Below are 25,180 nucleotides of genomic sequence, written 5' to 3' on the forward strand. Positions count from 1 at the left end.
AAGTACCGCCGCTGCGTACGCGACTACGAGCGGCGCACCGACACCAGCGAGGCCATGATCCACACCGCGATGATCATGACCATGTCCCGCCGGCTGGCCCGCTAATCAAAGTTCCCGGACACGCTCTCAAGCAGGTGGCGATGCCGTTCATGGGCGACCTGGAGGAGGTCACCCGTCAGCACGTGCTGCTCGCCGTCCGGGACGGCTACGACGGCCTGCTCGTGGAACGGCTCTCCTCCCGCCAGGCGATGCCGGTGCTCTACCGGGTCGGCGGCCGGCTGCCGCTGCACTCCACCGGTGTCGGGCTGGTGCTGCTGGCCTTCGCCGAGCCGGGGTTCCAGGAGGAGGTGCTGGCGCGGCCGCTGGTGCACGAGCCGGAGAAGGTCGCCGTCTCCCCCGCCGCCCTGCGCCGCACGCTGGCCGAGATCCGCCGGGACGGTGTGGCCACCTTCCGCCGCCGGACGCCGCAGCCGCTGGTCAGCGTGGCCGCGCCCGTCTTCGGCGCCGACGACGAGGTGGCGGCCGCCCTCTCCGTCGTCGTGCCGCAGGAGCACGCCGAGCCGCGGCTGCTCGGCCCGGCCGTGCGGACGGCGGCGCGCTCGATCTCCCGGGGCCTCGGCGCCCGCCGCTCGATCGGCCACACGGGAGGGCCGTTCTCGCCGTCCTGACCGGGTGCCGCTCAATGGCAGGGCTCTGGGATCAGGCTTCCGGGGCGGACGATCCTCGCGGCACCGCCCGTGTCCGGAGGTCACCCGTGCCGATCCACCCCGCCATCGCCTCGAAGCCGCACCTGCTGGAGGGCGTTCCATCGTCCGGGGCGGCCATGGCTGCACGGCGGCGCGTTCGTCGGGGTGACCTGGAGATGCCCGAGGCCGACCGGACCGCCCGGCAGGTGTGCCCGCGCGCGGGCGCCGTCGTCGTCAGCGTCGACCACCGGCTCTGCCTGGACGGCGTGCACCACCCGGTGCCGCACGACGACGTCGTCGCCACCTCCCGGTGGGTGCGCGACAGCCACCGCGGTCAGGACGTCGTCCTCACCGAGCTGGACGGCCGGTACTGGACCTTCGAGGTGCCCACGACCTCCACCGGCCGCGTCGTCGGCCTCCACGCCACCTCCGGCACCGCCGCCTCCGCCGACCTCCACTACCGCGGCGGCGACGCAGCGCCCACCGCCCCGCAGTCCGAGGAGATCTCTTCATGACCACGTCCCCGCCGTCGTCCCCGGTCCGCTTCCCGGGCGGCTTCCTCTGGGGCGCCGCCACCGCCTCGCACCAGGTCGAGGGCGGCAACGTCAACAACCACTACTGGCGGTGGGAGCACGAGGAGCACTCCCCGTTCGCAGAGAAGAGCGGCGACGCCGTCGACCACTACCACCGCTGGCGCGAGGACCTCGACCTGCTGGCCGGGGCCGGGTTCACCGCCTACCGGTTCAGCCTCGAGTGGAGCCGCATCGAGCCCGAGGAGGGCGAGCCCTCCCGCGCCGCGCTCGACCACTACCGGCGCATGGTCGACGGCTGCCGGGACCGCGGGCTGGCACCGGTCGTGACGCTGTGCCACTTCTCCACGCCGCGCTGGTTCCACGACGACGGCTCGTGGCTCGGGCCGAAAGCCGGGGACCGGTTCGCCCGCTTCACCGAACTGGCGGTGCCGATCCTCGCCGACGTCGAGTCGGTGATCACCCTCAACGAGCCGAACCTCGCCGCCGCGCTGCCCGTCCTCGGCGCCATGGCCGCGCGGGGTGAGCAGGTGGCGGGCCTGCCCCAGCCGGACCAGGAGCTGACCGACGCCTTCCTCGCCGCCCACCGGCGCAGCCTGGAGGTGCTGCGCGGCGCCGGGTCACCGCCGGTGGGCCTCGCCCTGGTCGGCCAGGAGTGGATCGCCGTGGACGGCGGCGAGGAGCGGATGGTCGAGCACCGCGCCGCCTTCGAGGACCAGTTCCTGCACGCCGCGGCCGACTGCGACTACGTCGGCATGCAGGTCTACAGCTGCGCCCGCATCGGCCCCGACGGCCCGGTCGCGCCGGCACCCGAGCTCCTGACGCAGGCGCACGTGGAGTACCGGCCGCAGGCGCTCGGCGCCTCGGTGCGCCGCGTGCGCCAGGTCCTCCCCGACACCCCCGTCGTGGTCACCGAGAACGGTGTGGCCACCGCGGACGACGAGCAGCGCATCGCCTACACCGAGGGCTCGCTGCGCGGCCTGGCCGAGGCGATCGCCGACGGCGCCGACGTGCGCGGCTACTTCCACTGGAGCCTGCTGGACAACTTCGAGTGGTTCGCGGGCTACGCGCCCAGGTTCGGCCTGATCGCCGTCGACCGCACCACGTTCGTCCGGACGCCGAAGCCGAGCCTGGCCTGGCTGGGCGGCATCGCCCGCCGCAACGGGTTCGCGGAGTGATCCGCGACCCCCGCACCGCTCGTCTGGACCGCCGTCTCGACGCGGGACGAGGATGGCGGCCGTGTCCCTCCGCAGCGCGCAGTGGTACGCGGGCGACGTCCGCAATGCCTACATCCACCGGGCGTGGATGCGCCGCGGCATCCCGGCCGACGCGTTCGACCGGCCGCAGATCGCCATCGCCAACACCGCCTCGGACCTGACGCCGTGCAACCGGCACCTGACCGAGGTGGCCGCCGCGGTGCGCGACGGCGTCCACGCGGCCGGCGGCACCCCGCTGGAGCTGCCGGTGGTCTCCCTCGGCGAGACGCAGGTGCGCCCCACCGCGATGCTGTGGCGCAACATGGCCGCGATGGCCACCGAGGAGATGCTGAGGGCCAACCCGGTCGACGGCGTGGTCCTGCTCGGCGGGTGCGACAAGACGATCCCGTCGCTGCTGATGGCCGCCGCCTCGGTCGACCTGCCCGCCGTCGTCGTCCCCGGCGGCCCGATGCTGACCGGCACCTTCCGCGGGGTGCCGCTGGGCTGCGGCACCGACGTGTTCCGGCTGTCGGAGGAGGTGCGCGCCGGCACGCTCTCGCCGGAGGAGTTCGCCCGGTCGGAGTCGGCGATGATCCGCAGCCGCGGGCACTGCAACACGATGGGCACCGCCTCCACCATGGCGCTGGTCGCCGAGGCGCTGGGCACCGTCGTCCCCGGCGTCGCCGGCACCCCTGCGCCGGACAGCCGGCTGCTGGAGGCCGCCCACGGCACCGGCCGGCTGGTCGTGGAGATGGTCGCCGCCGACCGGCGGCCGAGCACCTTCCTGACCAAGGCCTCCTTCGCCAACGCGATCGTGGCGCTGGCCGCCATCGGCGGGTCCACCAACGCCGTGGTGCACCTGCTGGCCATCGCCGGGCGGCTGGGCGTCGACCTGACCCTCGACGACTTCGACCGCATCGGGTCGGGGGTGCCGGTGCTGGTCGACCTGCTGCCGGCCGGCCGGTTCCTGATGGAGGACCTCCACCGCGCCGGCGGCCTGCTGGCGGTGCTCTCCGAGGTGCGCGACCTGCTCGACCCGACGGCGCTCACCGTCACCGGCAAGCCGCTCACCGAGTACCTGGATGGCGCGCCGATCTGGGACCCGCAGGTCATCCGGTCCCGCCGCGAGCCGCTGGTCGAGCACGGCGGCATCGCCGTGCTGCGCGGCAACCTGGCTCCCGACGGCGCGGTCATCAAGCCGGCCGCGGCCTCACCGCACCTGATGCGCCACCGCGGCCGGGCGGTGGTGTTCGACTCCATCGAGGACTTCTCCGCCCGCATCGACGACCCCGCCCTCGACGTGGACGCCGACTCGGTGCTGGTGCTGCGCGGCTGCGGGCCCAGGGGCTACCCCGGCATGCCCGAGGTGTCGAACATGCCGCTGCCCAAGAAGCTGCTCGAGGCCGGCGTGCGCGACATGGTCCGGGTCTGCGACGGGCGGATGAGCGGCACCGCCTACGGCACCGTCGTCCTGCACGTGGCACCGGAGGCCGCCGCCGGCGGCCCGCTGGCCGTGGTGCGCACCGGCGACGTCGTCAGCCTCGACGTCGACGCCCGGCGGATCGACGTCGAGGTCCCCGACGACGAGCTGGCCCGCCGCACGCCGTCAGAGGCGACCCTCGCCGGCTTCGCCGACCCGGAGCGCGGTTGGGAGCGGCTCTACGTCGACTCCGTGCTGCAGGCCGACACCGGCGCCGACCTGGACTTCCTCGTCGGCTCCAGCGGATCGGCCGTCAGCCGCGAGTCGCACTGAGCGCTGGTCCGTCAGCCGCCCACCCGGGTGACGACGGACGTGCCGAAGCGCTCGGCCGCCGCGCGCTTGTACCCGGCCGGGAAGTCCACCGACGCCACGCGCTCCACGGCGGCCAGCCGCACCTGGGCCGCGCCGTCCCCGGCGAAGGCCGCGACGCACTCCTCGGGCGCGACGTTGGCCACGGCCACCAGCGCTCCCGCGGCGCCGACCGCGCCGCACAGCCCGACCAGGCTCGCCGCGCCGGTCCACAGGTCGCCGGCGAACACGTCGCGCTCGTGCAGCAGCCGGCCGGCGTCGCCGGAGGAGTCCTTGAGCCCCGAGACGGGCAGCTCGGGCAGCAGGTCCACCGGGATGCCCGGCGCGGAGGCTCCCGGGAAGTGGTACGCCAGCAGCGGGCCGGTCGCCTTCGCGACCCGGTCGTAGTAGGGGCGCGGGTCGGCGACGCCCGGCGGGGAGAGCGCGAGCACGGCGTCCGCCCCGGCGCCGAAGGCCCGCTCGGTCAGCGCGGCCGCCTGGGTCCCGGTGGGCGCGCCGGTGCCGGCGATCACCGGGACGTCGGCCGGCAGCGCCGTCCGGACGGCACCGACCAGCTCGGCGCGTTCCTCGGGGGTGAGGCTGGCAGCCTCGCCCGTCGTCCCGGCCACGAGCACCGCCCGCACGCCGAGGTCGACCAACCGCGCGGCGAGGTCCGCGGTGGCCGGTGCGTCGAGCGCGCCGTCGTCGCGGAAGAGGGTGACCAGCGCGACGCCGACGCCGGTGAACAGAGCAGCCATGCTGCGCATCCTGCTCCGCAGGATCGTTGCCGCTCAATGGCAGCCCCGTGGGTGCCGGTGACGCCGGTCACCGATCCTCGATCGGTCACCGTCGACCCGCACCCGGGAGCGCGCATGAGCTTCGAGTACCTGATCGACCCGGCGAAGGGTCCGCGGTGGAAGGGCCTGCTGCCCGGCAAGCCGGTGCCCTACGTACTGCGCCGAGGCGAGGGCGAGCACGCCATGCTGTTCGGCGACCTGTTCACCGTGCTGCTCTCCGGCGACGAGACGGAGAACCAGTTCGGGATCATCGTCAGCGAGTCCCCGGCCGGCGACGTCATCCCGACCCACTCGCACAACGAGACCCACGAGACCTTCTACGTCATCGAGGGCAGGGTGCGGCTGTTCTTCGAGGACGCCGAGGGCGCCAAGCAGTCGCAGCTGCTGACGCCCGGCGACTTCGGCTACGTGCCGGCCGGCTTCGCGCACGCCTACCAGATCGTCGAGGACGCCCGGATGATGGGCACCCTCTCCGGCGGGTTCGAGCGGTTCTTCCAGCACATGGGTACCGAGACCGACTCCGCCACCAAGGACCAGCCACCGTTCGTCCCGGACTTCCCGCGCATGCAGGCCGCGGCGCAGCAGCACAACATGCGGTTCATGCCGGACTTCCGGTGGCCCGACGCCTGACGTCACCTCGGGCATGGGAAGCGATACCTGCGTCTTCGGGCGCGAGACGCAGGTATCGCTTCCCATGCCCGGCTTCCCATGCCCGGCTTCCCAGACCCGGCTTTCCGCGCCTGGGGCCCGATGCCTGCGTCCGGCCCGTGAGGAGTCCCGTGCCCACCCCAGCCCTCCCCCTGCCCCCACCCGCCCACGAGGCGCCCCTGCCGACGCCGCGCCCCGGTCCCGGAGGCACCCACGTGCTCTCCGGCGTCCCGTACGCCGCGCTGCCCGGCAGCCGACCGCTCGAGCTCGACCTGTACCTGCCGGCCGACGCCCCCGCTCCGGTGGCCGTCTTCCTGCACGGCGGGGGCTGGCGGCTGGGCAGCCGGCACGCCGCCGGCCCGGCGTATGCGGGCCCGTCCCCGTTCTCCGAGGTCGCGCAGGCCGGCATCGCCGTGGCCAGCGTCGACTACCGCCTCTCCGGCGAGGCCACCTGGCCGGCCCAGCTGCACGACGCCAAGGCCGCCGTCCGCTGGCTGCGCGCCCGCGCCGGCGAGCTGGGCATCGACGGGGACCGGGTCGCCGCCTGGGGCGAGTCGGCCGGCGGCCACCTCGCCGAGCTGCTCGGCCTCACCGGTGACGACGCGGCGCTCGAGGGGGACGTCGGCGTGACCGGACCGTCGTCCGCGGTGGCCGCCGTCGCCGCCTGGTACGCGCCCAGCGACGTCGCCGCCGTGGCCGCCGACACCGGCGCCGACCCCACGGACCCGGCCACCCGCGAGGCCCAGCTGCTCGGTGCCCCCCCACCCACTGTGCCGGACGCCGCCGCGCAGGCCAGCCCGGTCACCCACGTCTCCCCCGGCGCCCCGCCGTTCCTCCTGGTGCACGGGCGGGTCGACCGGTTCGTCCCGTGCGTGCAGAGCGAGCGGCTGCGCGACGCGCTGCAGGAGGCCGGCGTCGACGTCGAGCTGCACACCCACCCCGACGCCGACCACATGTGGCTCGGCGCCCCCGACGCCGCGGCCGACGCACTGGAGCGCACCGTGGCCTTCCTGCGCCGCCACCTGACCGCCGAGGAGGACCGGGCGTGAGGGTCGTGGGCATCCGCCGGGACGGCGGGCCGGTCGAGGTGGCGGCGCTGGCCGACGACGGCGCCCGGGTCACGGTGCTGGCCGGTCTGGAGCAGTTCTGGGCCGACGCGGCCGGGCACCTCGCCCGCCCGCCGGCCGGGGAGACGCTGCCGGCCGCGGACGTGGAGGTCGTGCCGCCGGTGCTGCCCGGCGCCCGGGTGGTCTGCATCGGGCTGAACTACCTCGAGCACGTCGCCGAGGGCTCCTACGCCGGGGAGGACGTGCCGCCGTACCCGACGCTGTTCGCCCGCTGGACCGCCTCGCTGACCGTCGACGGCGCCGAGGTGCCGGTCCCGAGCGGGGAGGACGGGCTGGACTGGGAGGGCGAGGTGGTCGCCTACGTCGGCAGGACCCTCGTGGACGCCGACCCCGACCAGGCGCTGGCCGCCGTCGTCGGCTACTCGACCTTCAACGACCTCACCGCGCGGCGGGCGCAGAAGCTGACCAGCCAGTGGATCCTCGGCAAGAACGCCGACCGCTCCGGCCCGCTCGGGCCACTGGTGCCGGCCGCCGAGGTCGGTGACCTGCGCGAGGGCTTGAGGGTGCGCACCCGGGTCAACGGCGAGACGGTGCAGGACGGGCGCACCGACGAGATGGTCTATCCCGTCGGCGAGACGCTGTCCCTGATCTCGCACACCCTCACCCTGCGGCCCGGTGACCTGCTGGCCACCGGCACGCCGTCGGGGGTCGGCTACGCCCGGACGCCGCCGTGGCTGCTGCAGCCCCGCGACGTCGTCGAGGTCGAGGTCGAGCGCCTCGGCGTGCTGACCAACCACATCGTCGGCAACGACGCCCGGCTGAGAGGGGTCTGAAGGAGTGTCCGGTGAGTTCCGCCAGTACCTGTTCCCGCACGACCACCCGCGGCTGGCCGAGGTCCGCGGCATGGACCCCTACACCTACGGCGAGTTGGCCAAGAAGCCCAGCACGTTCACCGGCGGCCTGGTCGAGGGCTGGACGCCGCTGTACGAGAACCCGTTCCGCGGGGTCACCGAGGACGGCGTCCTGCGCGAGGGCCTCTATCCGCTGGAGCCGGCCCGCTCCGGTGAGGAGGCGCCGGTCGAGGCCATGGTCGCCGCCGCGACCGACCTGCTCGCCGCCCTGTCCGACGACGACCGGGCGCGGGTGGCCTTCCCCGTCGACGCCGTGGAGTGGCAGACCTGGGCCAACCCGGAGTTCCTGCAGTTCGACACCGGGCTGCGCCTGGAGCTCCAGCCGCCGCAGGTCCGGGACAAGGCGCTGGCCCTGGTGCGCGCCTCGATCTCCCCGGAGGGCTACCAGCTGGCGCACGCGATGATGCTGGTCAACGGCTTCCTCGGCGAGGTCGTCGACCTCCAGAGCGTGCTCAACGAGTGGAGCTACAACCTCGCCCTCTACGGCACCCCCGACCCGACCGCGCCGTGGGGCTGGCAGCTCTACGGGCACCACTGCGCGCTCAACTGCCTGGTCGTCGAGGGCCGGATGGCCCTCTCCCCGGTGTTCCTCGGCGCCGAACCCGACGAGATCGACGCCGGCCCGCACGCCGGCCTGCGCGACCTGTTCGCCGACCGGGTCGACCTGGGCCTGCGGCTGATGGCCGCCCTGCCCGAGCAGCAGCGGGCGGCCGCCACCGTCTACGCGCAGATGGTCGACCCGGCCATGCCCGCCGGCCGGGTGCACCCCGGTGACGAGCGGCACCTGGCCGGCGCGTTCCAGGACAACCGGGTCATCCCGGTCGAGGGTGTGCGCGTCGCCGAGATGCCGGCCCAGGCCCAGCATGCAGCGGTGGGGATCGCCGAGGCGTTCGTCCGGCTCCTGCCCGAGGGCCCGCGGAAGGCCAGAATGCGCGAGATCGAGGCCCACCTGGAGCAGACCTGGTTCTGCTGGATCGGCGGCTCGGCTCCCGGCGACGTCTTCTACTACCGGCTGCAGTCCCCGGTGATCGTCGCCGAGCTCGACCACCACTGCGGCGTCTTCCTCGACTACGACGTCCCCCAGCCCTTCCACGTGCACACCGTGCTGCGCACCCCGCACGGCAACGACTACGGCCGGGCCTGGGTCCGCCAGTGGCAGCAGCGCACCGGGACCTGACCGCCCTGCCGGTCAATGGCAACGGGCTACGGGGAGGTGACCCCGGCCACGGATGCTGAGGGAGGCGCCGGGTGGGGCCGGACGGCCCACGGCGCGGCTCCCTCGCGCGTCCGCTCGTCGAGCGGACGCCCTCGTCGACAGGAGATCCGATGACCGCCGTGCCCGCCCGCGTCCCGGTGCTGATCGCCGGCGGCGGCCCCAGCGGCCTGGCCGCCGCGATCGAGCTGGGCCGCCGGGGGTTCGAGGTGCTCGTCGTCGAGCCGCGCACGCGGCTCGACCCGCTGCGGCCCCGCGCGAAGACGACCAGCGTGCGGACCATGGAGCACCTGCGCCGCTGGGGCCTGGCCGACCGGCTGCGCGCCACCGCGCCCCTGCCGGTGGCGCACGCGCAGGACGTCGTCTTCTGCACCGGACTGTCGGGGCACGAGATCGCCCGGTTCCGGGAGGCGTTCGGGCTGTGGACGGCGCCCCGCGAGATCGCCGCCGAGGCCGGCCAGCAGGCGCCGCAGTCGGTGGTCGAGCAGGTGCTGAGGGACGCCGCCGCGGAACTGCCGTCGGTGACCCTGCTGGTCGGCTCCCGGGTGGTCGCGGTGACCGACGGGCCGGACGAGGTCCGCGCCGTGGTCGAGGGCCCGGACGGCGAGCGGTCCGAGGTCGTCGCCGACCACCTGCTCGGTGCGGACGGCGCGGCCAGCGTCTGCCGGCCGGCGATCGGGGCCCGCTACGAGGGCTCCTCCGGCGCGCTGCCCAACCTGTCGATCACCTTCCGGTCCCGGGCGCTGGACGAGCGGCGGCTGTGCGCCCGCGGCGTGCACTACTGGGTGATCGGCGCCGAGCGCGGCGGCCTCATGGGTCGGCTCGACCTCGACGGGACCTGGTGGCTGATCGTCCAGGGCATCGGCCCGCAGGACGCCGACGTCGACCCCGCCGCCCTGGTGCGTTCGTTCGTCGGCGACGCGGTGGACGTCGAGGTGCTGGCGACCGACCCGTGGTCGGCGCGGATGCTGCTGGTCGACCGCTACCGCGGGCAGCGGGTGTTCCTCGTCGGCGACGCCGCGCACCTCAACCCGCCCTGGGGCGGGCACGGCTTCAACACCTGCGTCGGCGACGCGGTCAACATCGCGTGGAAGCTCGCCGCCGTCCTGGCCGGCTGGGCGCCGCCGTCCCTGCTGGACAGCTACGAGGCCGAGCGGCGGCCGGTCGCCGAGCGCACCATCGCCGCCGCGGGGAGCCAGGAGGCGTTCCTCGCGCCGTCCTTCGCCGCCGCCGACCTGGACGACGACGGCCCCACCGGTGCCGCGCTGCGGGCCCGGTTGGCCGAGGCGCTGCAGGTCAAGGACCTGGAGTTCCACAGCCTCGGCCTGGTGCTCGGCTACGACTACGCCGACTCCCCCGTCGTCGTCCCCGACGGCTCGCCGGTGCCGCGGCACGATGTCGTGACCTACACCCCGTCGGCGCACCCGGGCGCCCGGCTGCCGCACGCCTGGCTGCCCGACGGCAGCTCGCTCTACGACCGGCTGGGCGACGGCTTCACGCTGCTGGTGCTCGACCCGCTGGCGCGCAGCGCGGCGCTGACCGCGGCGGCCGCGGGGGCCGGCGTCCCCCTGCGGGTGCTCGACCTCTGCGGCCTGCCCCGGCTGCGCGATCGCTGCGGCGCCGGGCTGGTGCTGGTCCGGCCCGACCAGCACGTCGCCTGGCGCGGCAGCGCCGTGACCGACCCCACCGCGCTGCTCGACCGGGTCACCGGCCGGGTCCCCACCCTCACGGAGGCGTCCCGCCGATGACGCCGGTGCACGGGGGGTGCCGGCCGAAGGCGGTGCGCGCCGCGGTCCGCCGGGTGCACGGGCCCGGCTTCAGGATCGCAGCAGTGCGCCGCTGTCGACCCCCAGGCCGCTGCCGGTCCAGGTCAGGCCGCGCAGGTCCCGGACGACGAGCCGGGCACCGCTGGCGAGCGCCCGCTCGCTGACGCCGACCACCGTCGCGCCGGCGGCCGTGCCCGCCGCGACGCCGGGCGGGCTGTCCTCGAGGACGACGCAGTCGCCGGGCGGCAGGCCGAGCTCCGCGGCCGCCCGCCGGTAGCCGGCCGGGTCGGGCTTGCCGGCCGGTACGTCCTCCCCGCAGACGGACACGGCCGGGACGGGCAGGCCCGCGACCGCGAGCCGGGCGGTGGCCAGCTCCCGCCGTCCGGAGGTGACCACGGCCCAGGCCCCGGCGGGCAGCTGACCGAGCAGCTCGGCTGCGCCGGGGAGGGCGGTGGTCGACCCGACGTCCTCCAGCTCGTACCGGTCGACGGCGGCCAGGGCCCGCGCCCGCTCGTCCGGGCCGACCAGCAGCGCGACGGTGTCGGCGGTGCGCCGGCCGTGCACCGTGCCGAGGACCTCGGCGGGGTCCAGGTCGCGCTCCCGCGCCCAGCGCGACCAGGAGAGCGCCACGCTGGCGTCGGAGTCCACGAGGACCCCGTCGACGTCGACGAGCAGCGCGCGGCAGGGCAGCTCGACCAGCTCGGTCCGTCCGGGGTGGCCCACGCCGCCATCATCGCGGGTCGCGACTCCCAGCTGGCCGCCCACCACCGCCGACGGGGATCGCGGGTCACCGGGCACCGTGGGGCATGGACGCCGGCCGCGGCGCCGTTCCCGAGGGCGCCCGGCTGCAGGCGGCGTCCGCGCCCGGCTGACCGTGCGAGCCCTGGCATCGGGTCCGTGGTGGTGCCGACGCTGCAGGCCGGCGGCTCCCTGCGGACGCCGATGCGCAACGCGGACCACCTGGCGCTGGGCGAGACCCAGCACTCCGTGTACCACGAGGGGCTGGTGGTGGCGAACCCTCCCTCACGGCGGAACCCGGATGCCGGCACGCTGACCGTGCTGCGCGACGAAGGCGGCACGTTCGTGGACGTGTCGACCTCCGACGCCCCCGGCCCGGTGGAGCTGTGCGAGCCGTTCCCCCAGTGCCTCGACCTGCCAGCGCTGTTGGCGGCCTGACGACGGGGCTCCGCTCGTCGTCCAGGAGCCGCAGCAGCCACGCCTCGCGGTCCCCGGACCGGACCCGCACCGTCGTCAGTACGGCGGAGGCAGCCACTGCCCGCGCCTTCACCGCGGTCTGCCGGGCGATGTCCCGAGCGGCCGCCTGCACCGCCCCCAACGGACCCGACGCCCAACCGACGACGGGCGCGCCGGCACCGAGCGTGCTGGTCATCGCCCCATCGTCCATGCTCTCGATCATGCGTTCGAAGATGCGTCGGCGCAAGACGAAGATCCAGCTCAGGGGGCCGTAGACGGGCACGACGGGCGCACGCTGCGAGCGGCGGAGCAGCCGCGGCGCCGCGGGCCGACGCCACCCGGGTGGCCGCCGGCGGGTGGACCGACTCCACCATGGGTAGGCCCGCCGCCATGAGCGGCAAGTCGGCGGACGACTACGCGGAGGACTACACGGACCCGGAGCTGCGCGCGCGGCTCAAGGAGGAGATCAAGGCGGGCGACCGCGGCGGGAAGCCGGGCCAGTGGAGCGCACGCAAGAGCCAGCTGCTCACTCACGAGTACGAGGCCCACGGCGGCGCCTACCGGCACGAGGGCGAGCGCACCGCGTCACAGCGGCACCTGCAGGAGTGGACCGCGCAGGAGTGGCACACCGCCGACGGCGGCGACCGGGCCCGCAGCTCCGACGGCACGTCGCGCTACCTCCCCGACGCCGCGTGGCAGCTGCTCAGCGACGAGGAGAAGCGGGCCACCGACCGCCGGAAGAAGGGCAGCGACGAGCAGCACGTGGCCGACACCGAGGCGGCGAAGGAGGCCCGCCGGGCCGCCGAGCTGATCGACGTCGACGCGGCCGAGGCCCGCCGGCGGGTCGGCGGGATGTCCGGCGACTCGCAGCTCGACCGCGCCGAGCGGGCCGAGCGCGAGCTCGGCAAGGCGCGCAAGACGGTGCTCGACGCGATCGAGCGCCGCCGCGGGCGCTCCTAGCGCAGGCGCGCCTCTGCGGCGTCCCAGGAGGCTGCCGAGCCGGGGGTCGGCAGGTAGAGCTGGGCGTCCTGCGTGGTCCGCAGCAGGGCCCGCAGCTCGGGCAGGCCGCCGGAGAGGACGCCGAGCCCGCGGGCCTGGATCAGCACGTTGCCCAGCGCCGCCGCCTCCACCGGACCGGCGAGCACCGGCAGCCCGCCGGCGTCGGCGGTGAGCTGGCACAGCAGGGTGTTGCGCGCACCCCCGCCGACCAGGTGCACGATCTCGACGTCCCGGTCGGACAGTTCCACCGCCCGCCGGACGGTGCGGCGGTAGGCCAGCGCGAGGCTGTCGAGGATGCAGCGGACCGTCTCGGCCGGGCTCTGCGGCTCCGGCTGCCCGGTCTCGGCGCAGACCGCGGCGATGCGGGCCGGCATGTCGCCGGGTGGCAGGAACCGCGGGTCGTCGGCGTCCACGACCGCCCGGAACGCCGGCACCCGCGCCGCGCCCGCCAGCAGCTCCGCCAGGTCGGCCGACAGCCCGGAAGAAGCCCAGGTCCGCTGCGACTCCTGCAGCAGCCACAGCCCCATGACGTTGTGCAGGTACCGGACGGTGCCGTCGACACCGAGCTCGTTGGTGAACCCGGCGGCCCGGCCGGCCTCGGTGAGCACCGGCTTCTCCAGCTCCACGCCGACCAGCGACCAGGTGCCGCAGGAGACGTAGGCGAACCGGTCGGTGGCCGCCGGGACGCCGACGACGGCCGACGCGGTGTCGTGCGACCCGACCGCGACCAGCGGCACCGGGCCGGTCAGCCCGGTCTCGGCCAGGACGTCGTCGCGCAGCTCCCCCAGCCGCTCCCCGGGCTGGCGCAGCGGCGGGAACAGGCCGCGGTCGAACCCGAGCCGGTCCACCAGCTCCCAGGCCCACTCCCGGGTGGTGGCGTCGAGCAGCCCGGTGGTCGAGGCGTTGGTGACCTCGGCCCCGACCGCGCCGGTGAGCCAGTACGCCAGCAGGTCCGGGATCAGCAGCGCCGTCCGGGCCGCGGCGAACTGCGCCGTCCCCCGTGCGGCCGCGAGCTGGAAGACGGTGTTGAACGGCAGGTGCTGCAGCCCGTCGACCCGGTACAGCTCCGCCGGGCCGACGGCGGCGTGCACCGCCGGCACCCCCGTCTCGTGCCGGGAGTCCCGGTAGTGCACCGGGTTGCCCAGCAGCGCCCCGTCGGCGTCGAGCAAGCCGTAGTCGACCGCCCAGCTGTCGATGCCCACCCCGTCGACCCGACCGGCCGCCCGACCCGCGGCCCGCAGCCCGTCGAGGGCGCCGGCGTACAGGCCGAGGACGTCCCAGTGCAGCGTGCCGCCGGCGCGCACCGGCCGGTTGGGGAACCGGTGCACCTCGGTCAGCTCCAGCTCCCGCGGGCCGACCCGCGCGGCCATCACCCGGCCGCTGGAGGCACCCAGGTCGACGGCCGCGACGGTGAGTGGGGCCTTTGTGGCCACAATGGCCCTCCTCATCGGAGGAAGGCCGCGGCCACGCCCGAGTCGACCGGGACGTGCAGCCCCGTCGTCCGGGTGAGGTCGCCGCCGGTCAGCGCGAAGACGGCGTCGGCCACGTGGTCGGGCAGCACCTCGCGCTTGAGCAGGGTCCGCTGCGCGTAGAACTCGCCCAGCTGCTCCTCGGGTACCCCGTAGACCGCGGCCCGCGACGCGCCCCAGCCACCGGCGAAGATCCCCGAGCCGCGGACGACGCCATCGGGGTTGATCCCGTTGACCCGGATCTGGTGCTCCCCCAGCTCGGCGGCCAGCAGGCGTACCTGGTGGGCCTGGTCGGCCTTGGTGGCGCCGTAGGCGATGTTGTTGGGACCGGCGAACAGCGAGTTCTTCGACGAGATGTAGACGATGTCGCCGCCCATCCCCTGCTCGATCATGATCCGGGCGGCCTCGCGGGAGACGAGGAAGCTGCCCTTGGCCATGACGTCGTGCTGCAGGTCCCAGTCGCGCTCGGTGGTCTCCAGCAGCGGCTTGGAGATCGACAGCCCGGCGTTGTTCACCACCAGGTCGACCCCGCCGAAGGCCAGCACCGCCGCGCGGAACGCCTCGGCCACCGCCTCGGCGTCGCTGACGTCGGCGGCCACCCCCACGGCGACGTCGGTGTTGCCGATCTCCTCGGCCGCGGCCTGCGCCTTGGCGAGGTCGAGATCGGCGACGACGACGCACGCGCCCTCGGCCGCCAGCCGGTGGGTGATCGCCTTGCCGATACCGCTGGCCGCACCCGTCACCAGCGCGACCCGGGTGGCCAGCGGCTTGGGCTTCGGCATCCGGGCGAGCTTGGCCTCCTCCAGCGCCCAGTACTCGATGCGGAACTTCTCGCCCTCGTCGATCGGCGCGTAGGTGGAGACCGCCTCGGCGCCACGCATCACGTTGATGGCGTTGACGTAGAACTCGCCGGCCACGCGGGCGGTCTGCTCGTTCGCCCCGACACTGAACATGCCCACGCCGGGCACCAGCACGATCGCCGGGTCCGCACCCCGCATCGGCGGGCTGTCCGGGGTGGCGTGCCGCTCGTAGTAGGCCCGGTACTCATCGCGGTACCGCTCGTGCAGCTCCCGCAGCCGCGCGACGACGTCCTCCAGCGGCGCGGTGGCCGGCAGGTCGACCACCAGCGGGCGGACCTTGGTGCGCAGGAAGTGGTCGGGACAGGAGGTGCCCAGGGCGGCCAGGGGCTGCAGCTTCTCGCGGGAGAGGAACTCCAGGACGACGTCGGAGTCGGTGAAGTGCCCGACCTGCGGCTTGTCGGTCGAGGCCAGCCCGCGGACCACCGGCGCGAGGTCGGCCGCCCGGCGCCGACGCTCGGCCTCCGGCAGCGGCTCGAAGCCGGGCACCACCGCGCCGAACGGCTCGGCCGCGCCCCGCTCGGCGAGGAACCGCTCCGCCGTCCGGATGATCTCCAGCGAGTTGGCCTCGCACTGCTCGCTGGTGGCGCCCCAGGCGGTGATCCCGTGTCCGCCGAGGACGCAGCCGATGGCCTGCGGGTTCTTCGCGGCGATCTCGGCGATGTCCAGCCCGAGCTGGAAGCCGGGACGACGCCACGGCACCCACGCCACGCGGTCGCCGAAGCACTCGCGGGTCAGCGCCTCGCCGTCGGCGGCGGTGGCCAGCGCGATGCCCGAGTCGGGGTGCAGGTGGTCGACGTGCGCGGTCTCGACCAGCCCGTGCATCGCGGTGTCGATGGACGGCGCCGCGCCGTCCTTGCCGAACAGGCAGTGGTCGAAGGCGGCGACCATCTCGTCCTCGCGGTCGACGCCCGGGTAGACGTCGGCCAGCGAGCGCAGCCGGTCCAGCCGCAGGACGGCGAGGCCGCTCTCCGTCAGGGTGCCCAGGTCGCCGCCGGAGCCCTTGACCCAGACCAGCTCGACCGGTTGCCCGGTCACCGGGTCGGTCTCGGTGCCCTTCGCGGAGGTGTTGCCGCCGGCGTAGTTGGTGTTGCGCGGGTCGGCGCCGAGGCGGTTGCTGCGCTCGATCAGCTCACGGACGACGGGGTTGGTCATGGCGGTGGGAGTCCTTCCGAGGTGAAGGGAGGGGCCAAAGTGGCCACTTTGGCCCCTCGGGGGAGGGCTTCAGGCGCCCCAGCTGGCCTGCTGGCCGCCGACGCGCTCGCGGGCGATGCGCTCCTGGTGGCCGGAGCGGGCGTAGGCGGCGTACGGGTCGGGGTCGAGGCCCTTCGACTCGCGCAGCTCGGCCAGCAGGGGCCGGACGTCGGTCGAGTAGGCGTCCATCAGCACGCCGTGGGCGCCGAGCACGTCGCCGGCGGTCTGGGCCTCGGCCAGCGCGTCGCGGTCCACGAGGAGCGCCTTCGCCGTGGCCTCCTGCACGTTCACCACCGAGCGGATCTGGCCCGGGATCTTCGGCTCGATGTTGTGGCACTGGTCGAGCATGAAGTTGACGCCGGAGTCCGGGCGCAGCGCGTCGGCGGCGACGATCTCGTTCATGATCCGGAACAGCTGGAACGGGTCGGCCGAGCCGACGATGAGGTCGTCGTCGGCGTAGTTGCGCGAGTTGAAGTCGAAGGCGCCCAGCCGGCCCACCCGCAGCAGCTGCACGACGATGAACTCGATGTTGGTGCCCGGCGCGTGGTGGCCGGTGTCGAGCACCACCTGCGCCTGCTCCCCGAGCGCCAGGCAGTGCACCAGCGAGGTGCCCCAGTCGGGGATGTCCATCGCGTAGAAGTACGGCTCGAAGAACTTGTACTCGAGCAGGATCCGCATGTCCGGGTCGAGCATCGCGTAGACCTGCTGGAGCGAGTCGGCCAGTCGGTCCTGGCGGGCGCGCAGGTCGTCCTGACCCGGGTAGTTGGTGCCGTCGGGCAGCCAGATCTTCAGGTCGGTCGAGCCGGTCTGGCGCATCACCTCGATGCACTGCGCGTGGTGCTCGACCGCCCTGCGCCGGACGGCGGGGTCGGCGTGGGTGAGCGAGCCGAGCCGGTACTCGTCGTCCTGGAAGAGGTTGGAGTTGATCGTGCCGATCCGGACGCCTGAGTCGGCGGCGTGCGCGGCGAGCTTGCCGTAGTCGTCGACGAGGTCCCACGGGATGTGCAGCGAGACCGCGGGGGTGACGCCGGTGTAGCGGTGCACCATCGCTGCGTCTTCGAGCTTCTCGAACGGGTCGCGGGCGACCCCGGGCTGGCCGAACACCTTGAACCGGGTGCCGGAGTTGCCGAACGCCCAGGAGGGCAGCTCGATGGTCTGGTCGGCCAGCGCGACGAGTGCGGCGGCTGGGGTCATCGTCGATCTCCTCGGTCCGGGAGGGGACGGTCCTGCTCGGCTCACCGATCGACCCTCTGAAACGAATCAATTGCGGCTATGGACGGTAGAGCGTGTCCTCGGTCACGTCAACGGTCTTCCGGAGCAGCCGCGGAACAGGCAGGTCACAGCCGTGGCGCTCGGCAGTCTTCTCTCCCGGAGCTGCGCGATCCTCATGCGCTCACTCCCTGTGCGCACGTGGTCGCCCCGCTCCGCCGGATCCGGGGTCTTGCGCGCCCGACGTGCGGCATGCCACAGTGGCGGTCGTCACGAGATGAAACGGTTCATAATCAGGCTGAGCCGACCGGGACACCGACGGAGGTGGCACGTGGCCGACCGGGTCTGTTTCCTCATGCACCTGCGGCCGGAGCTCGTCGACGAGTACCTCGAGGCACACCGCGACGTGTGGCCGGAGATGCTCGAGGCGCTGTCCCGGCACGGCTGGCGGGACTACTCGCTCTTCCTCCGTCCCGAGGACGGCCTGGTGGTCGGGTTCGTCGAGACCGACGACTTCGCCGCCGCGGTGGCCGGCATGGACGCCGAGGACGTCAACTCCCGCTGGCAGGCCCGCATGAGCCGCTTCTTCGTCGCCGGGGCCCGCCCCGACCAGCAGATGGAGCGGCTGACCCGGTACTTCCACCTGGCCTGACTGCCACCGACCGCCCGGCGGGGAGGTGTCGGCGCCGGCGTCCGCCCGGCCCCTCCCCCGCCCCGAACGCCCAGGAACACCCAGGAACGCCCAGAAAGGCAGCGACCACCATGCGCATCGGAGCCAAGGAGACGAGGGGTTGGAAGGCGACGATCTCCGTCGCCATGTCCAACTACATCGAGGCGGGATCGATCATCGCGATCGCCACCAGCCTCAGCCTGTGGCAGGACTACCTCAACATCAGCAACCTCGCCGTCGGGTTGCTGGCCGCCTTCTCGGCCAACGCCTTCGGCGCCGCCATCGGTGCGGCGATCGGCGGGCCGATGTGCGACCGGTACGGCCGCAAGTTCATCTACACCTACGACCTGGTCGTCTACATGGTCGGCGTGCTGCTGGCCGCGTTCGCCGCCTCCTTCTGGATGCTGCTGGTGGCGTTCGTGCTCACCGGCATCGCCGTGGGCGCCGGCGTGCCGGCCTCGTGGACCTACATCGCCGAGGAGGCACCGCCCGGTCAGCGCGCCAAGCACGTGGGCACCGCCCAGCTGGCCTGGTCGCTGGGGCCGGTGATCGGGTTCCTGTTGGCCGTTCTCCTCGGCCCGCTGGGCCTGCTGGGCAGCCGGATCATCTTCCTGCACCTGTTCGTCGTCGCCTTCGTCGTCTGGTACATCCGGCAGGGGCTGTCGGAGTCGGCGCTGTGGAAGCAGGAGCGCGACGCGGACTTCTCCGGCGGCGGCACCCCCACGCCGCGCCGCGGCCTGCGGGAGCTGCTGTCCCGCCCGGTGAACGTCAAGGCCCTGCTGGTGCTCTTCGGCGTCTACGGCTTCTGGAACCTCGTCGCCGGGCAGGCCGGCATCTTCATGCCGCGCGTCTACGAGACCGCCGGCGTGGAGAGCGCCACGGAGCAGAACCTGCTGCAGGTGCTGGTCTGGACGTGCACCGTGCTGGCCACCTACTTCGGCTTCATGCGCTACGCCGACCGCGTGAACCAGCGGGTCTTCTACTTCCTCGGTGCGGCGCTGGGCATCGTCGGCTGGCTGTTCCTCGTCTACGGCGGCGGCTCCCTGCCGGCGCTGCTGGGCTACGCCGTCTGCTGGGGCGTCTCGGCCGGCATCGGCGCCCAGGCGTTCTACGCCCTGTGGACCAGCGAGCTGTTCGCCACCCCCTACCGGGCCAGCGCGCAGGGCGTGCTGTTCTTCGCCGCCCGCATCGCGGTCGGGGGCCTGTCCTACTGGTTCCCCACGCTGCTGGCCCAGCAGGGTGTGCCCTTCGTCGGCACCCTGTGCATCGGGCTGCTGCTGGTGGCGCTGCTGGTGGGGACCATCTGGACCCCGCAGACCCGCGGCAAGTCGCTGCACCAGATCGAGGTGGAGCGCTACGGCGAGCCGGTCTCCGCGCAGGTCGCGGTCGGCGCCGGCCGGCGGGTCTGACCACCCGCCGACCCGGGTGCCCGCCGGCCGCGGCCGGCGGGCACCCGGGTCGGCGACACTGGAGGGCGTCCCCGGCGGCCGCGCGGGGCAGGGCCCAGACGCCGGTGGGGGGAGAGCGCAGAGGGTGGCCAGCATCAAGGACGTCGCCCGGCACGCCGGGGTGTCGGTCGGCACGGTGAGCAACGTGCTCAACCGGCCCGACCTGGTCGGTGCGGCCACCCGCAGCAGGGTCCGCGCGGTGATCGCCGAGCTGGGGTTCGTGCGCAACGAGTCCGCCCGCCAGCTGCGCGCCGGGTCCAGCCGCACCGTGGGCCTGGTGGTGCTCGACATCGCCAACCCGTTCTTCACCGACGTCGCCCGCGGGGTGGAGGACGTCGTCAACGCCGCCGGCCTGGCGCTCATCCTGTGCAACACCGACGACCGGCCGGACAAGGAGGCCGCGCACCTGGCCGTGCTGGCCGAGCAACGGGTCCAGGGCGTGCTCATCACCCCGACCGCGCACCCGTCACCGGACCTGGCGGCGCTGCGGGCCCGCGGCATCCCGGTCGTGCTGCTCGACCGGCGCGCGCCCGGTCCCGACCAGTGCGCCGTCGCCGTCGACGACGTCCTCGGGGGCCGGCTGGCCGCCGAGCACCTGCTGGAGCGCGGGCACCGCCGGATCGCCTTCGTCGGCGGACACTCCGACCTGCCGCAGGTGCAGGAGCGCTCCGCCGGGGTGACCGGCGCGGTGCGGGAGTGCCCGGACGCCGAGCTGACCGTGCTCTCGCCGGAGGAGCTCACCGTGGCCGGCGGGCGCGACGCGGCCGGGCGGGTCATCGGCATCCCGGCGGCCCGCCGCCCCACGGCGGCGGTCTGCGCCAACGACCTGCTCGCCCTGGGTGTGCTGCAGGAGATGGTGCGCCAGCGGGTGCGGGTACCGGAGGAGTTCGCGATCGTCGGCTACGACGACATCGACTTCGCCGCCGCGGCCGCCGTTCCGCTGAGCTCGGTGCGCAAACCCCGGCAGGAGCTCGGACGGCGCGCGGCGGAGCTGTTGCTGGCAGAGTCCGGGGAGGGACACCGCCACGAGCAGCTGGTCTTCGCACCCGAGCTCGTGGTGCGCGAGTCGAGCATGGTCCGCCGCGACACCGCCGATGGCGTCGCGGCGGACCGGGAGGGGATGCGGTGAGGGTCGCGCTCTTCGCCACCTGCCTGGTGGACACGGTGGCGCCGCAGGTCGCGATGGCGACGGCGAGGTTGCTGGAGCGGCTGGGGCACGAGGTCGTCGTCCCGCAGGGGCAGGCCTGCTGCGGGCAGATGCACGTCAACACCGGCTACCGGCGCGAGGCGGTGCCGATCGTCGCCAACCACGTCCGCGCCTTCGCCGGTGCGGAGGTCGTGGTGTCGCCGTCCGGGTCGTGCGTGGCCTCGATCCACCACCAGCAGGCGACGGTGGCCCGCCGGGCCGGGGAGACCGCGCTGGCCGACGAGGCCGAGGCGCTCGCTGAGCGCACCTACGAGCTGTCCCAGTTCCTGGTCGACGTCCTCGGGGTCACCGACGTCGGCGCCTACTACCCGCACCGGGTCACCTACCACCCGACCTGCCACTCCCTGCGGCTGCTGCGGGTCGGCGACCGGCCGCTCACGCTGCTGCGCGCCGTCCGCGGGCTGGAGCTGGTCGAGCTGCCCGGCGCCGAGTCCTGCTGCGGCTTCGGCGGCACGTTCTCGGTGAAGAACGCCGACACCTCGACGGCGATGCTGACCGACAAGATGGCCAACGTGCTCTCCACGCACGCCGAGGTGTGCACCGCCGGCGACGCCTCCTGCCTCATGCACATCGGCGGTGGGCTCTCCCGGCTGCGCTCGGGGACGCGGACGGTGCACCTGGCCGAGATCCTCGCCTCGACGGAGCAGTCCGCCCACCCCACCACCCCGACGGACGCCGTGAGCCCCCACCAGGCCACCCGACCGGCGGTGCCGGCATGACCACCGCACCCGAGCGCACCGACCCCACCCCCCTGGCCCCGGGCGCACCCCGGTCCGGGACGACCTTCCTCGGCCTGCCCACCGCGCCCCGCGGCGTCGGCCACCTGCGCGGCGAGCGGCCCTTCCCGGACGCCGCCCGCGACGCGCTGCGCGACGGCCAGCTGCGGGCCAACCTCGGCCACGCCACCACGACCATCCGCAAGAAGCGGGCCGCGGTCGTCGGCGAGGTGCCCGACTGGGAGGCCCTGCGCCAGGCCGGCAAGGCGCTGAAGACCGCCACCATGGCCCGGCTCGACGAGCACCTGGTCGAGCTCGAGCGCCGGGTCGGCGAGCGCGGCGGCACGGTGCACTGGGCCCGCGACGCGGCCGAGGCCAACGAGATCGTCACCCGGCTGGTGCAGGCCACCGGCAGCGACGAGGTGGTCAAGGTCAAGTCGATGGCCACCCAGGAGATCGGCCTGAACGAGGCGCTCGAGGCCGCCGGCATCACCGCGCACGAGACCGACCTCGCCGAGCTGATCGTCCAGCTGGGTGACGACGCGCCCAGCCACATCCTGGTGCCGGCGATCCACAAGAACCGGGCCGAGATCCGCGAGATCTTCCTGCGCACCATGCCGCAGGTCGACCCCGACCTCACCGACGAGCCGCGCCGGCTGGCGATGGCGGCCCGCGCGCACCTGCGCGAGCGGTTCCTGCGGGCGAAGGTGGCGATCAGCGGCGCCAACTTCGCCGTCGCCGAGACCGGCACCCTCGCCGTCGTCGAGTCCGAGGGCAACGGCCGGATGTGCCTGACCCTGCCGCAGACGCTGATCACCGTCATGGGCATCGAGAAGCTGGTGCCCACCTGGCGCGACCTCGAGGTGTTCCTGCAGCTGCTGCCGCGCTCCTCCACCGGCGAGCGGATGAACCCCTACACCTCGATGTGGACCGGCGTCACCCCCGGCGACGGCCCGCAGGAGTTCCACCTGGTGCTGCTGGACAACGGGCGGACGGCGGTGCTCGCCGACGAGGTGGGCCGCGAGGCGCTGCACTGCATCCGCTGCTCGGCCTGCCTCAACGTCTGCCCGGTCTACGAGCGCGCCGGCGGGCACGCCTACGGCTCGGTCTACCCCGGGCCGATCGGCGCCGTCCTCTCCCCGCAGCTGACCGGCGTGGAGGACAACGCCTCGCTGCCGTACGCCTCGTCGCTGTGCGGGGCCTGCTACGACGCCTGTCCGGTGGCCATCGACATCCCCTCGATCCTGGTGCACCTGCGCGCCGAGCACGTCGAGGCCCAGGAGAAGACCACCCCCGAGGGAGCGGCCTTCACGGCCCTCGCGACGGCGATGTCGCACCCGCGGCTGTGGCACCTCGCGCAACGCGCCGCGACCCTCGGCCGGTTCCTCGCCCGGGGGAAGCCGACGCTGCCCGCCGTCCTGCCGCCGCCGGCGTCGAAGTGGACGCGCAGCCGCGACCTTCCCGCCCCGCCGCGGGAGACCTTCACCCAGCAGTGGGCGCGGGAGCACCGGCGATGAGCGGCGCCCGCGAGGAGGTGCTGGAGCGCATCCGCACCGCCCTGGGGTCCGAGCGTCGGGCACCCGAGGTGCCCCGGGACTACCGGGTCACCGACGACCGGCCGACGGAGTCGCTGCTCGACGTCCTCACCGACCGGCTGGAGGACTACAAGGCGCAGGTCCTGCGCTGCGGTCCGGACGACGTCGCCGCGACGGTGGCCGCCGCGCTGGACGCCGGGCTCGGCTCCGGCTGGACCCCGGCCTCCGTCGTCGTCACCCCGGGCGTGCCGGAGGGCTGGCGCCCGGACGGGGTGAGCGAGGACGACGCACGGCCGGCCGTGCGACTCGCCGACTTCGCCGCCACCGTCACCGGGGTCGCGGTGGCGATCGCCGAGACCGGCACGCTGGTGCTCGACGGGTCCCCGCGCACCGGGCGGCGGGCGGTGTCGCTGCTGCCCGACTGCCTGGTGTGCGTCGTCGAGGCGGGGGAGGTCGTCGGCGGCGTCCCCGAGGCGCTGGCCCGGCTGGACCCGACCGCACCGCTGACCATGATCAGCGGTCCCTCGGCGACCAGCGACATCGAGCTCGACCGCGTCGAGGGCGTGCACGGCCCGCGCACCCTGGTGGTCGTCCTCGTCGCCTGAAGAGAGCACCCCTCTGCCCCCCACGGCCCCGTCCCGAGGCTCCGGCCCCCTGCAGGGTCCCACCGCGAGCGTGCGAGTGGTGGGGGGCAGGGGTCCCTTTCCCGCCGTCGAGCCGTGAGGACACCCGTGACCACCGCGCAGGACCGTGCCGCACCCCAGGTGCCCGCCCCGGCGCCTCCGCCCCCGGAGGAACGCCCCGCTGCCCCGAACCGGACAGCCCCGAACCGGACATCGCTCGTCCTCGTCCTCGGCGCCTTCGTGGCCGTCGGGGCGTTCACCATCGACATGTACCTGCCGGCGCTGCCGACCATCACCGAGGAGCTGGGCACGACCTCGGCCGCCGTGCAGCTGACCCTCACCGGCACGCTGGTCGGCCTGGGACTCGGCCAGCTGGTGCTCGGGCCGCTGTCCGACGCCCTGGGTCGGCGTCGGCCCCTGCTGGCCGGGACCGCGCTGTACGTGCTGGCCTCCCTGCTGGTCCTCGTCGCGCCGGACGTCGGCGTCCTGGGGGTGCTCCGCGTCCTGCAGGGGATGGGCAGTGCCGCCGGTGCGGTCATCGCGATGGCCGTCGTCCGCGACCTGTACAGCGGCCGGGCGGCGGCCACCGTGCTCTCCCGGCTGTTCCTCGTCCTCGGCGCCGCACCGGTGCTGGCGCCGACGATCGGCGGGGAACTCCTGCGGGTCACGTCGTGGCGCGGCATCTTCGTCGCGCTCGCGGTCTACGGCCTGGTGCTGCTCGCCGTCGGCGCGGTCGCGCTGCGCGAGACGTTGCCGCCGGAACGCCGGGAGCACAGCGGCGTGGCCGGGACGCTGCGGACCTACCGGGAGTTGCTGCGGGACCGGACCTACGTCGGGCTCGTCCTGGTCGCCGGGCTGACGATGGCCGGCCTGTTCAGCTACGTCTCGGGGTCCTCCTTCGTCTACCAGCAGCAGTTCGGCCTGGACGAGCAGCAGTTCGGGCTGCTGTTCGGCGCCGGGGCCTTCTGGCTGATCGCCGCCACCCAGCTCAACCCGGTGGTCCTGCGCCGCTGGTCGCCGGCGCAGGTCCTGGTCGCCGCGACGGGAGCCGGTGCGCTCGCGGGCGCGGTCCTGGTCGGGCTCGCCGCCACCGGCACCGGCGGGGTGTTCGCCGTCGCCGTCCCGCTGTGGGCGGTCCTCTCCTGCTGCGGGCTGGCACTGCCGAACGCGCCCGCCCTGGCCCTCTCCCGGCACGGGGAGGCGGCGGGCGCGGCGGCGGCGCTGCTGGGCGCCGTCCAGTTCGGGGTCGGCGCGGCCGTGGCCCCGCTGGTCGGGCTGCTCGGCAACGACGCCGTGGCCATGGGCACCGTCGTCGTGGGGGCGCTGGTCCTGGCGATCGCCGTGCTGGTCGGCGTGGTGCGTCCCTGGCGGCTGGCCGAGCCGCAGGAGTCCACCGCCATCTGAGCCGCCGGGCCGGCGCGGACGGCGGCCCTGCCCACGAGGACCGACCATCCGGGACCGACGACCCGGGACGGGG

Annotated in this window: 23 protein-coding genes and 1 pseudogene; 19 read left to right on the forward strand and 5 right to left on the reverse strand. The window is 74.5% G+C overall.

Translation table 11 applies throughout. The features are described 5' to 3' along the window. The 5 genes and pseudogenes from DQ238_RS23395 to DQ238_RS19585 form a co-directional block, all read left to right on the forward strand. Nucleotides 1-105 (forward strand): annotated as a pseudogene (locus tag DQ238_RS23395) (IS5/IS1182 family transposase); the annotation flags it as partial. Nucleotides 106-140: 35 nt separating this feature from the next. Beyond that, the gene (locus DQ238_RS19570; protein ID WP_199506472.1) at nt 141-668 is read left to right on the forward strand and encodes an IclR family transcriptional regulator; all 528 of its coding nucleotides are present in this window, start codon (nt 141-143) and stop codon (nt 666-668) included. A gap of 86 nt (nt 669-754) precedes the next feature. Beyond that, complete coding sequence (locus tag DQ238_RS23400) at nt 755-1,201, forward strand: alpha/beta hydrolase fold domain-containing protein (protein WP_199506466.1); 447 nt, start codon at nt 755-757, stop codon at nt 1,199-1,201. Continuing rightward, nucleotides 1,198-2,394 (forward strand): glycoside hydrolase family 1 protein, encoded by a 1,197-nt coding sequence (locus DQ238_RS23945; RefSeq protein WP_113782924.1) that lies wholly within the window; start codon nt 1,198-1,200, stop codon nt 2,392-2,394. The genes DQ238_RS23400 and DQ238_RS23945 overlap by 4 nt, the downstream gene beginning before the upstream one ends. Before the next feature lie 52 nt (nt 2,395-2,446). After that, entirely contained in the window at nt 2,447-4,165 is a 1,719-nt protein-coding gene (locus DQ238_RS19585; protein ID WP_199506467.1) for an IlvD/Edd family dehydratase, read from the forward strand. A gap of 11 nt (nt 4,166-4,176) precedes the next feature. Here DQ238_RS19585 and DQ238_RS19590 read toward each other — a convergent pair whose 3' ends face one another. Continuing rightward, nucleotides 4,177-4,938: a dihydrodipicolinate synthase family protein gene (locus DQ238_RS19590; protein WP_158550851.1), complete on the reverse strand. Its 762-nt coding sequence runs from the start codon at nt 4,936-4,938 to the stop codon at nt 4,177-4,179. 114 nt (nt 4,939-5,052) lie between these two features. Here DQ238_RS19590 and DQ238_RS19595 point away from each other — a divergent pair, with 114 nt between their 5' ends. The 5 genes from DQ238_RS19595 to DQ238_RS19615 all read left to right on the forward strand — a co-directional run bounded on the left by DQ238_RS19595 (nt 5,053) and on the right by DQ238_RS19615 (nt 10,564). Beyond that, on the forward strand, nt 5,053-5,607 hold the full coding sequence (locus DQ238_RS19595; RefSeq protein WP_113782959.1) for a quercetin 2,3-dioxygenase: 555 nt from the start codon (nt 5,053-5,055) through the stop codon (nt 5,605-5,607). Nucleotides 5,608-5,756: 149 nt separating this feature from the next. Then, nucleotides 5,757-6,674 carry an alpha/beta hydrolase gene (locus DQ238_RS19600; protein WP_113782926.1) on the forward strand — a complete coding sequence of 306 codons (918 nt, stop codon included), beginning with the start codon at nt 5,757-5,759 and terminating at the stop codon, nt 6,672-6,674. Then, nucleotides 6,671-7,525 carry a fumarylacetoacetate hydrolase family protein gene (locus DQ238_RS19605; protein ID WP_113782927.1) on the forward strand — a complete coding sequence of 285 codons (855 nt, stop codon included), beginning with the start codon at nt 6,671-6,673 and terminating at the stop codon, nt 7,523-7,525. Before DQ238_RS19600 ends, DQ238_RS19605 begins: the two co-directional genes overlap by 4 nt. A 4-nt stretch (nt 7,526-7,529) precedes the next feature. Then, the gene (locus DQ238_RS19610; RefSeq protein WP_113782928.1) at nt 7,530-8,780 is read left to right on the forward strand and encodes a DUF3500 domain-containing protein; all 1,251 of its coding nucleotides are present in this window, start codon (nt 7,530-7,532) and stop codon (nt 8,778-8,780) included. Between the two features lie 149 nt (nt 8,781-8,929). After that, nucleotides 8,930-10,564 carry an FAD-dependent monooxygenase gene (locus tag DQ238_RS19615; protein WP_113782929.1) on the forward strand — a complete coding sequence of 545 codons (1,635 nt, stop codon included), beginning with the start codon at nt 8,930-8,932 and terminating at the stop codon, nt 10,562-10,564. Nucleotides 10,565-10,633: 69 nt separating this feature from the next. Here DQ238_RS19615 and DQ238_RS19620 read toward each other — a convergent pair whose 3' ends face one another. Further along, nucleotides 10,634-11,305: an HAD-IA family hydrolase gene (locus DQ238_RS19620; RefSeq protein ID WP_199506468.1), complete on the reverse strand. Its 672-nt coding sequence runs from the start codon at nt 11,303-11,305 to the stop codon at nt 10,634-10,636. Nucleotides 11,306-11,479: 174 nt separating this feature from the next. On the opposite strand from DQ238_RS19620, the gene DQ238_RS22920 reads away from it, so the two are divergent. Together DQ238_RS22920 and DQ238_RS19630 are read left to right on the forward strand one after the other, a co-directional pair. Then, nucleotides 11,480-11,758: a hypothetical protein gene (locus DQ238_RS22920; protein ID WP_158550853.1), complete on the forward strand. Its 279-nt coding sequence runs from the start codon at nt 11,480-11,482 to the stop codon at nt 11,756-11,758. Nucleotides 11,759-12,166: 408 nt separating this feature from the next. Continuing rightward, nucleotides 12,167-12,736, forward strand: coding sequence for a hypothetical protein (locus DQ238_RS19630; RefSeq protein ID WP_113782961.1), 570 nt, complete (start codon nt 12,167-12,169; stop codon nt 12,734-12,736). On the opposite strand, the gene DQ238_RS19635 is transcribed toward DQ238_RS19630, so the two are convergent. The 3 genes from DQ238_RS19635 to rhaI all read right to left on the reverse strand — a co-directional run bounded on the left by DQ238_RS19635 (nt 12,733) and on the right by rhaI (nt 17,489). After that, on the reverse strand, nt 12,733-14,208 hold the full coding sequence (locus DQ238_RS19635; protein ID WP_233496119.1) for a rhamnulokinase family protein: 1,476 nt from the start codon (nt 14,206-14,208) through the stop codon (nt 12,733-12,735). The two genes, DQ238_RS19630 and DQ238_RS19635, sit on opposite strands and share 4 nt — an antisense overlap. Nucleotides 14,209-14,219: 11 nt before the next feature. Then, nucleotides 14,220-16,256: a bifunctional aldolase/short-chain dehydrogenase gene (locus tag DQ238_RS19640; RefSeq protein ID WP_113782932.1), complete on the reverse strand. Its 2,037-nt coding sequence runs from the start codon at nt 16,254-16,256 to the stop codon at nt 14,220-14,222. Between the two features lie 69 nt (nt 16,257-16,325). After that, nucleotides 16,326-17,489, reverse strand: a complete 1,164-nt coding sequence (gene rhaI, locus DQ238_RS19645; RefSeq protein WP_113782933.1) for an L-rhamnose isomerase — start codon at nt 17,487-17,489, stop codon at nt 16,326-16,328. Between the two features lie 346 nt (nt 17,490-17,835). On the opposite strand from rhaI, the gene DQ238_RS19650 reads away from it, so the two are divergent. The 7 genes from DQ238_RS19650 to DQ238_RS19680 all read left to right on the forward strand — a co-directional run bounded on the left by DQ238_RS19650 (nt 17,836) and on the right by DQ238_RS19680 (nt 25,107). Continuing rightward, complete coding sequence (locus DQ238_RS19650) at nt 17,836-18,156, forward strand: L-rhamnose mutarotase (protein ID WP_233496120.1); 321 nt, start codon at nt 17,836-17,838, stop codon at nt 18,154-18,156. Between the two features lie 110 nt (nt 18,157-18,266). Next, nucleotides 18,267-19,583: an MFS transporter gene (locus DQ238_RS19655; protein WP_113782935.1), complete on the forward strand. Its 1,317-nt coding sequence runs from the start codon at nt 18,267-18,269 to the stop codon at nt 19,581-19,583. Nucleotides 19,584-19,707: 124 nt separating this feature from the next. After that, on the forward strand, nt 19,708-20,751 hold the full coding sequence (locus DQ238_RS19660; protein ID WP_199506469.1) for a LacI family DNA-binding transcriptional regulator: 1,044 nt from the start codon (nt 19,708-19,710) through the stop codon (nt 20,749-20,751). Continuing rightward, nucleotides 20,748-21,548 (forward strand): (Fe-S)-binding protein, encoded by an 801-nt coding sequence (locus DQ238_RS19665; RefSeq protein ID WP_113782936.1) that lies wholly within the window; start codon nt 20,748-20,750, stop codon nt 21,546-21,548. Before DQ238_RS19660 ends, DQ238_RS19665 begins: the two co-directional genes overlap by 4 nt. Next, the gene (locus tag DQ238_RS19670) at nt 21,545-23,062 is read left to right on the forward strand and encodes a LutB/LldF family L-lactate oxidation iron-sulfur protein (RefSeq protein WP_199506470.1); all 1,518 of its coding nucleotides are present in this window, start codon (nt 21,545-21,547) and stop codon (nt 23,060-23,062) included. The genes DQ238_RS19665 and DQ238_RS19670 overlap by 4 nt, the downstream gene beginning before the upstream one ends. Next, complete coding sequence (locus tag DQ238_RS19675) at nt 23,059-23,685, forward strand: LUD domain-containing protein (RefSeq protein ID WP_113782964.1); 627 nt, start codon at nt 23,059-23,061, stop codon at nt 23,683-23,685. The genes DQ238_RS19670 and DQ238_RS19675 overlap by 4 nt, the downstream gene beginning before the upstream one ends. A 126-nt stretch (nt 23,686-23,811) precedes the next feature. After that, the gene (locus DQ238_RS19680) at nt 23,812-25,107 is read left to right on the forward strand and encodes a multidrug effflux MFS transporter (RefSeq protein ID WP_113782937.1); all 1,296 of its coding nucleotides are present in this window, start codon (nt 23,812-23,814) and stop codon (nt 25,105-25,107) included. Nucleotides 25,108-25,180 lie beyond the last annotated feature (73 nt).

It is taken from the genome of Geodermatophilus sp. TF02-6 (assembly GCF_003319115.1).
In the GTDB taxonomy this organism is placed as follows: Bacteria; Actinomycetota; Actinomycetes; order Mycobacteriales; family Geodermatophilaceae; genus Geodermatophilus.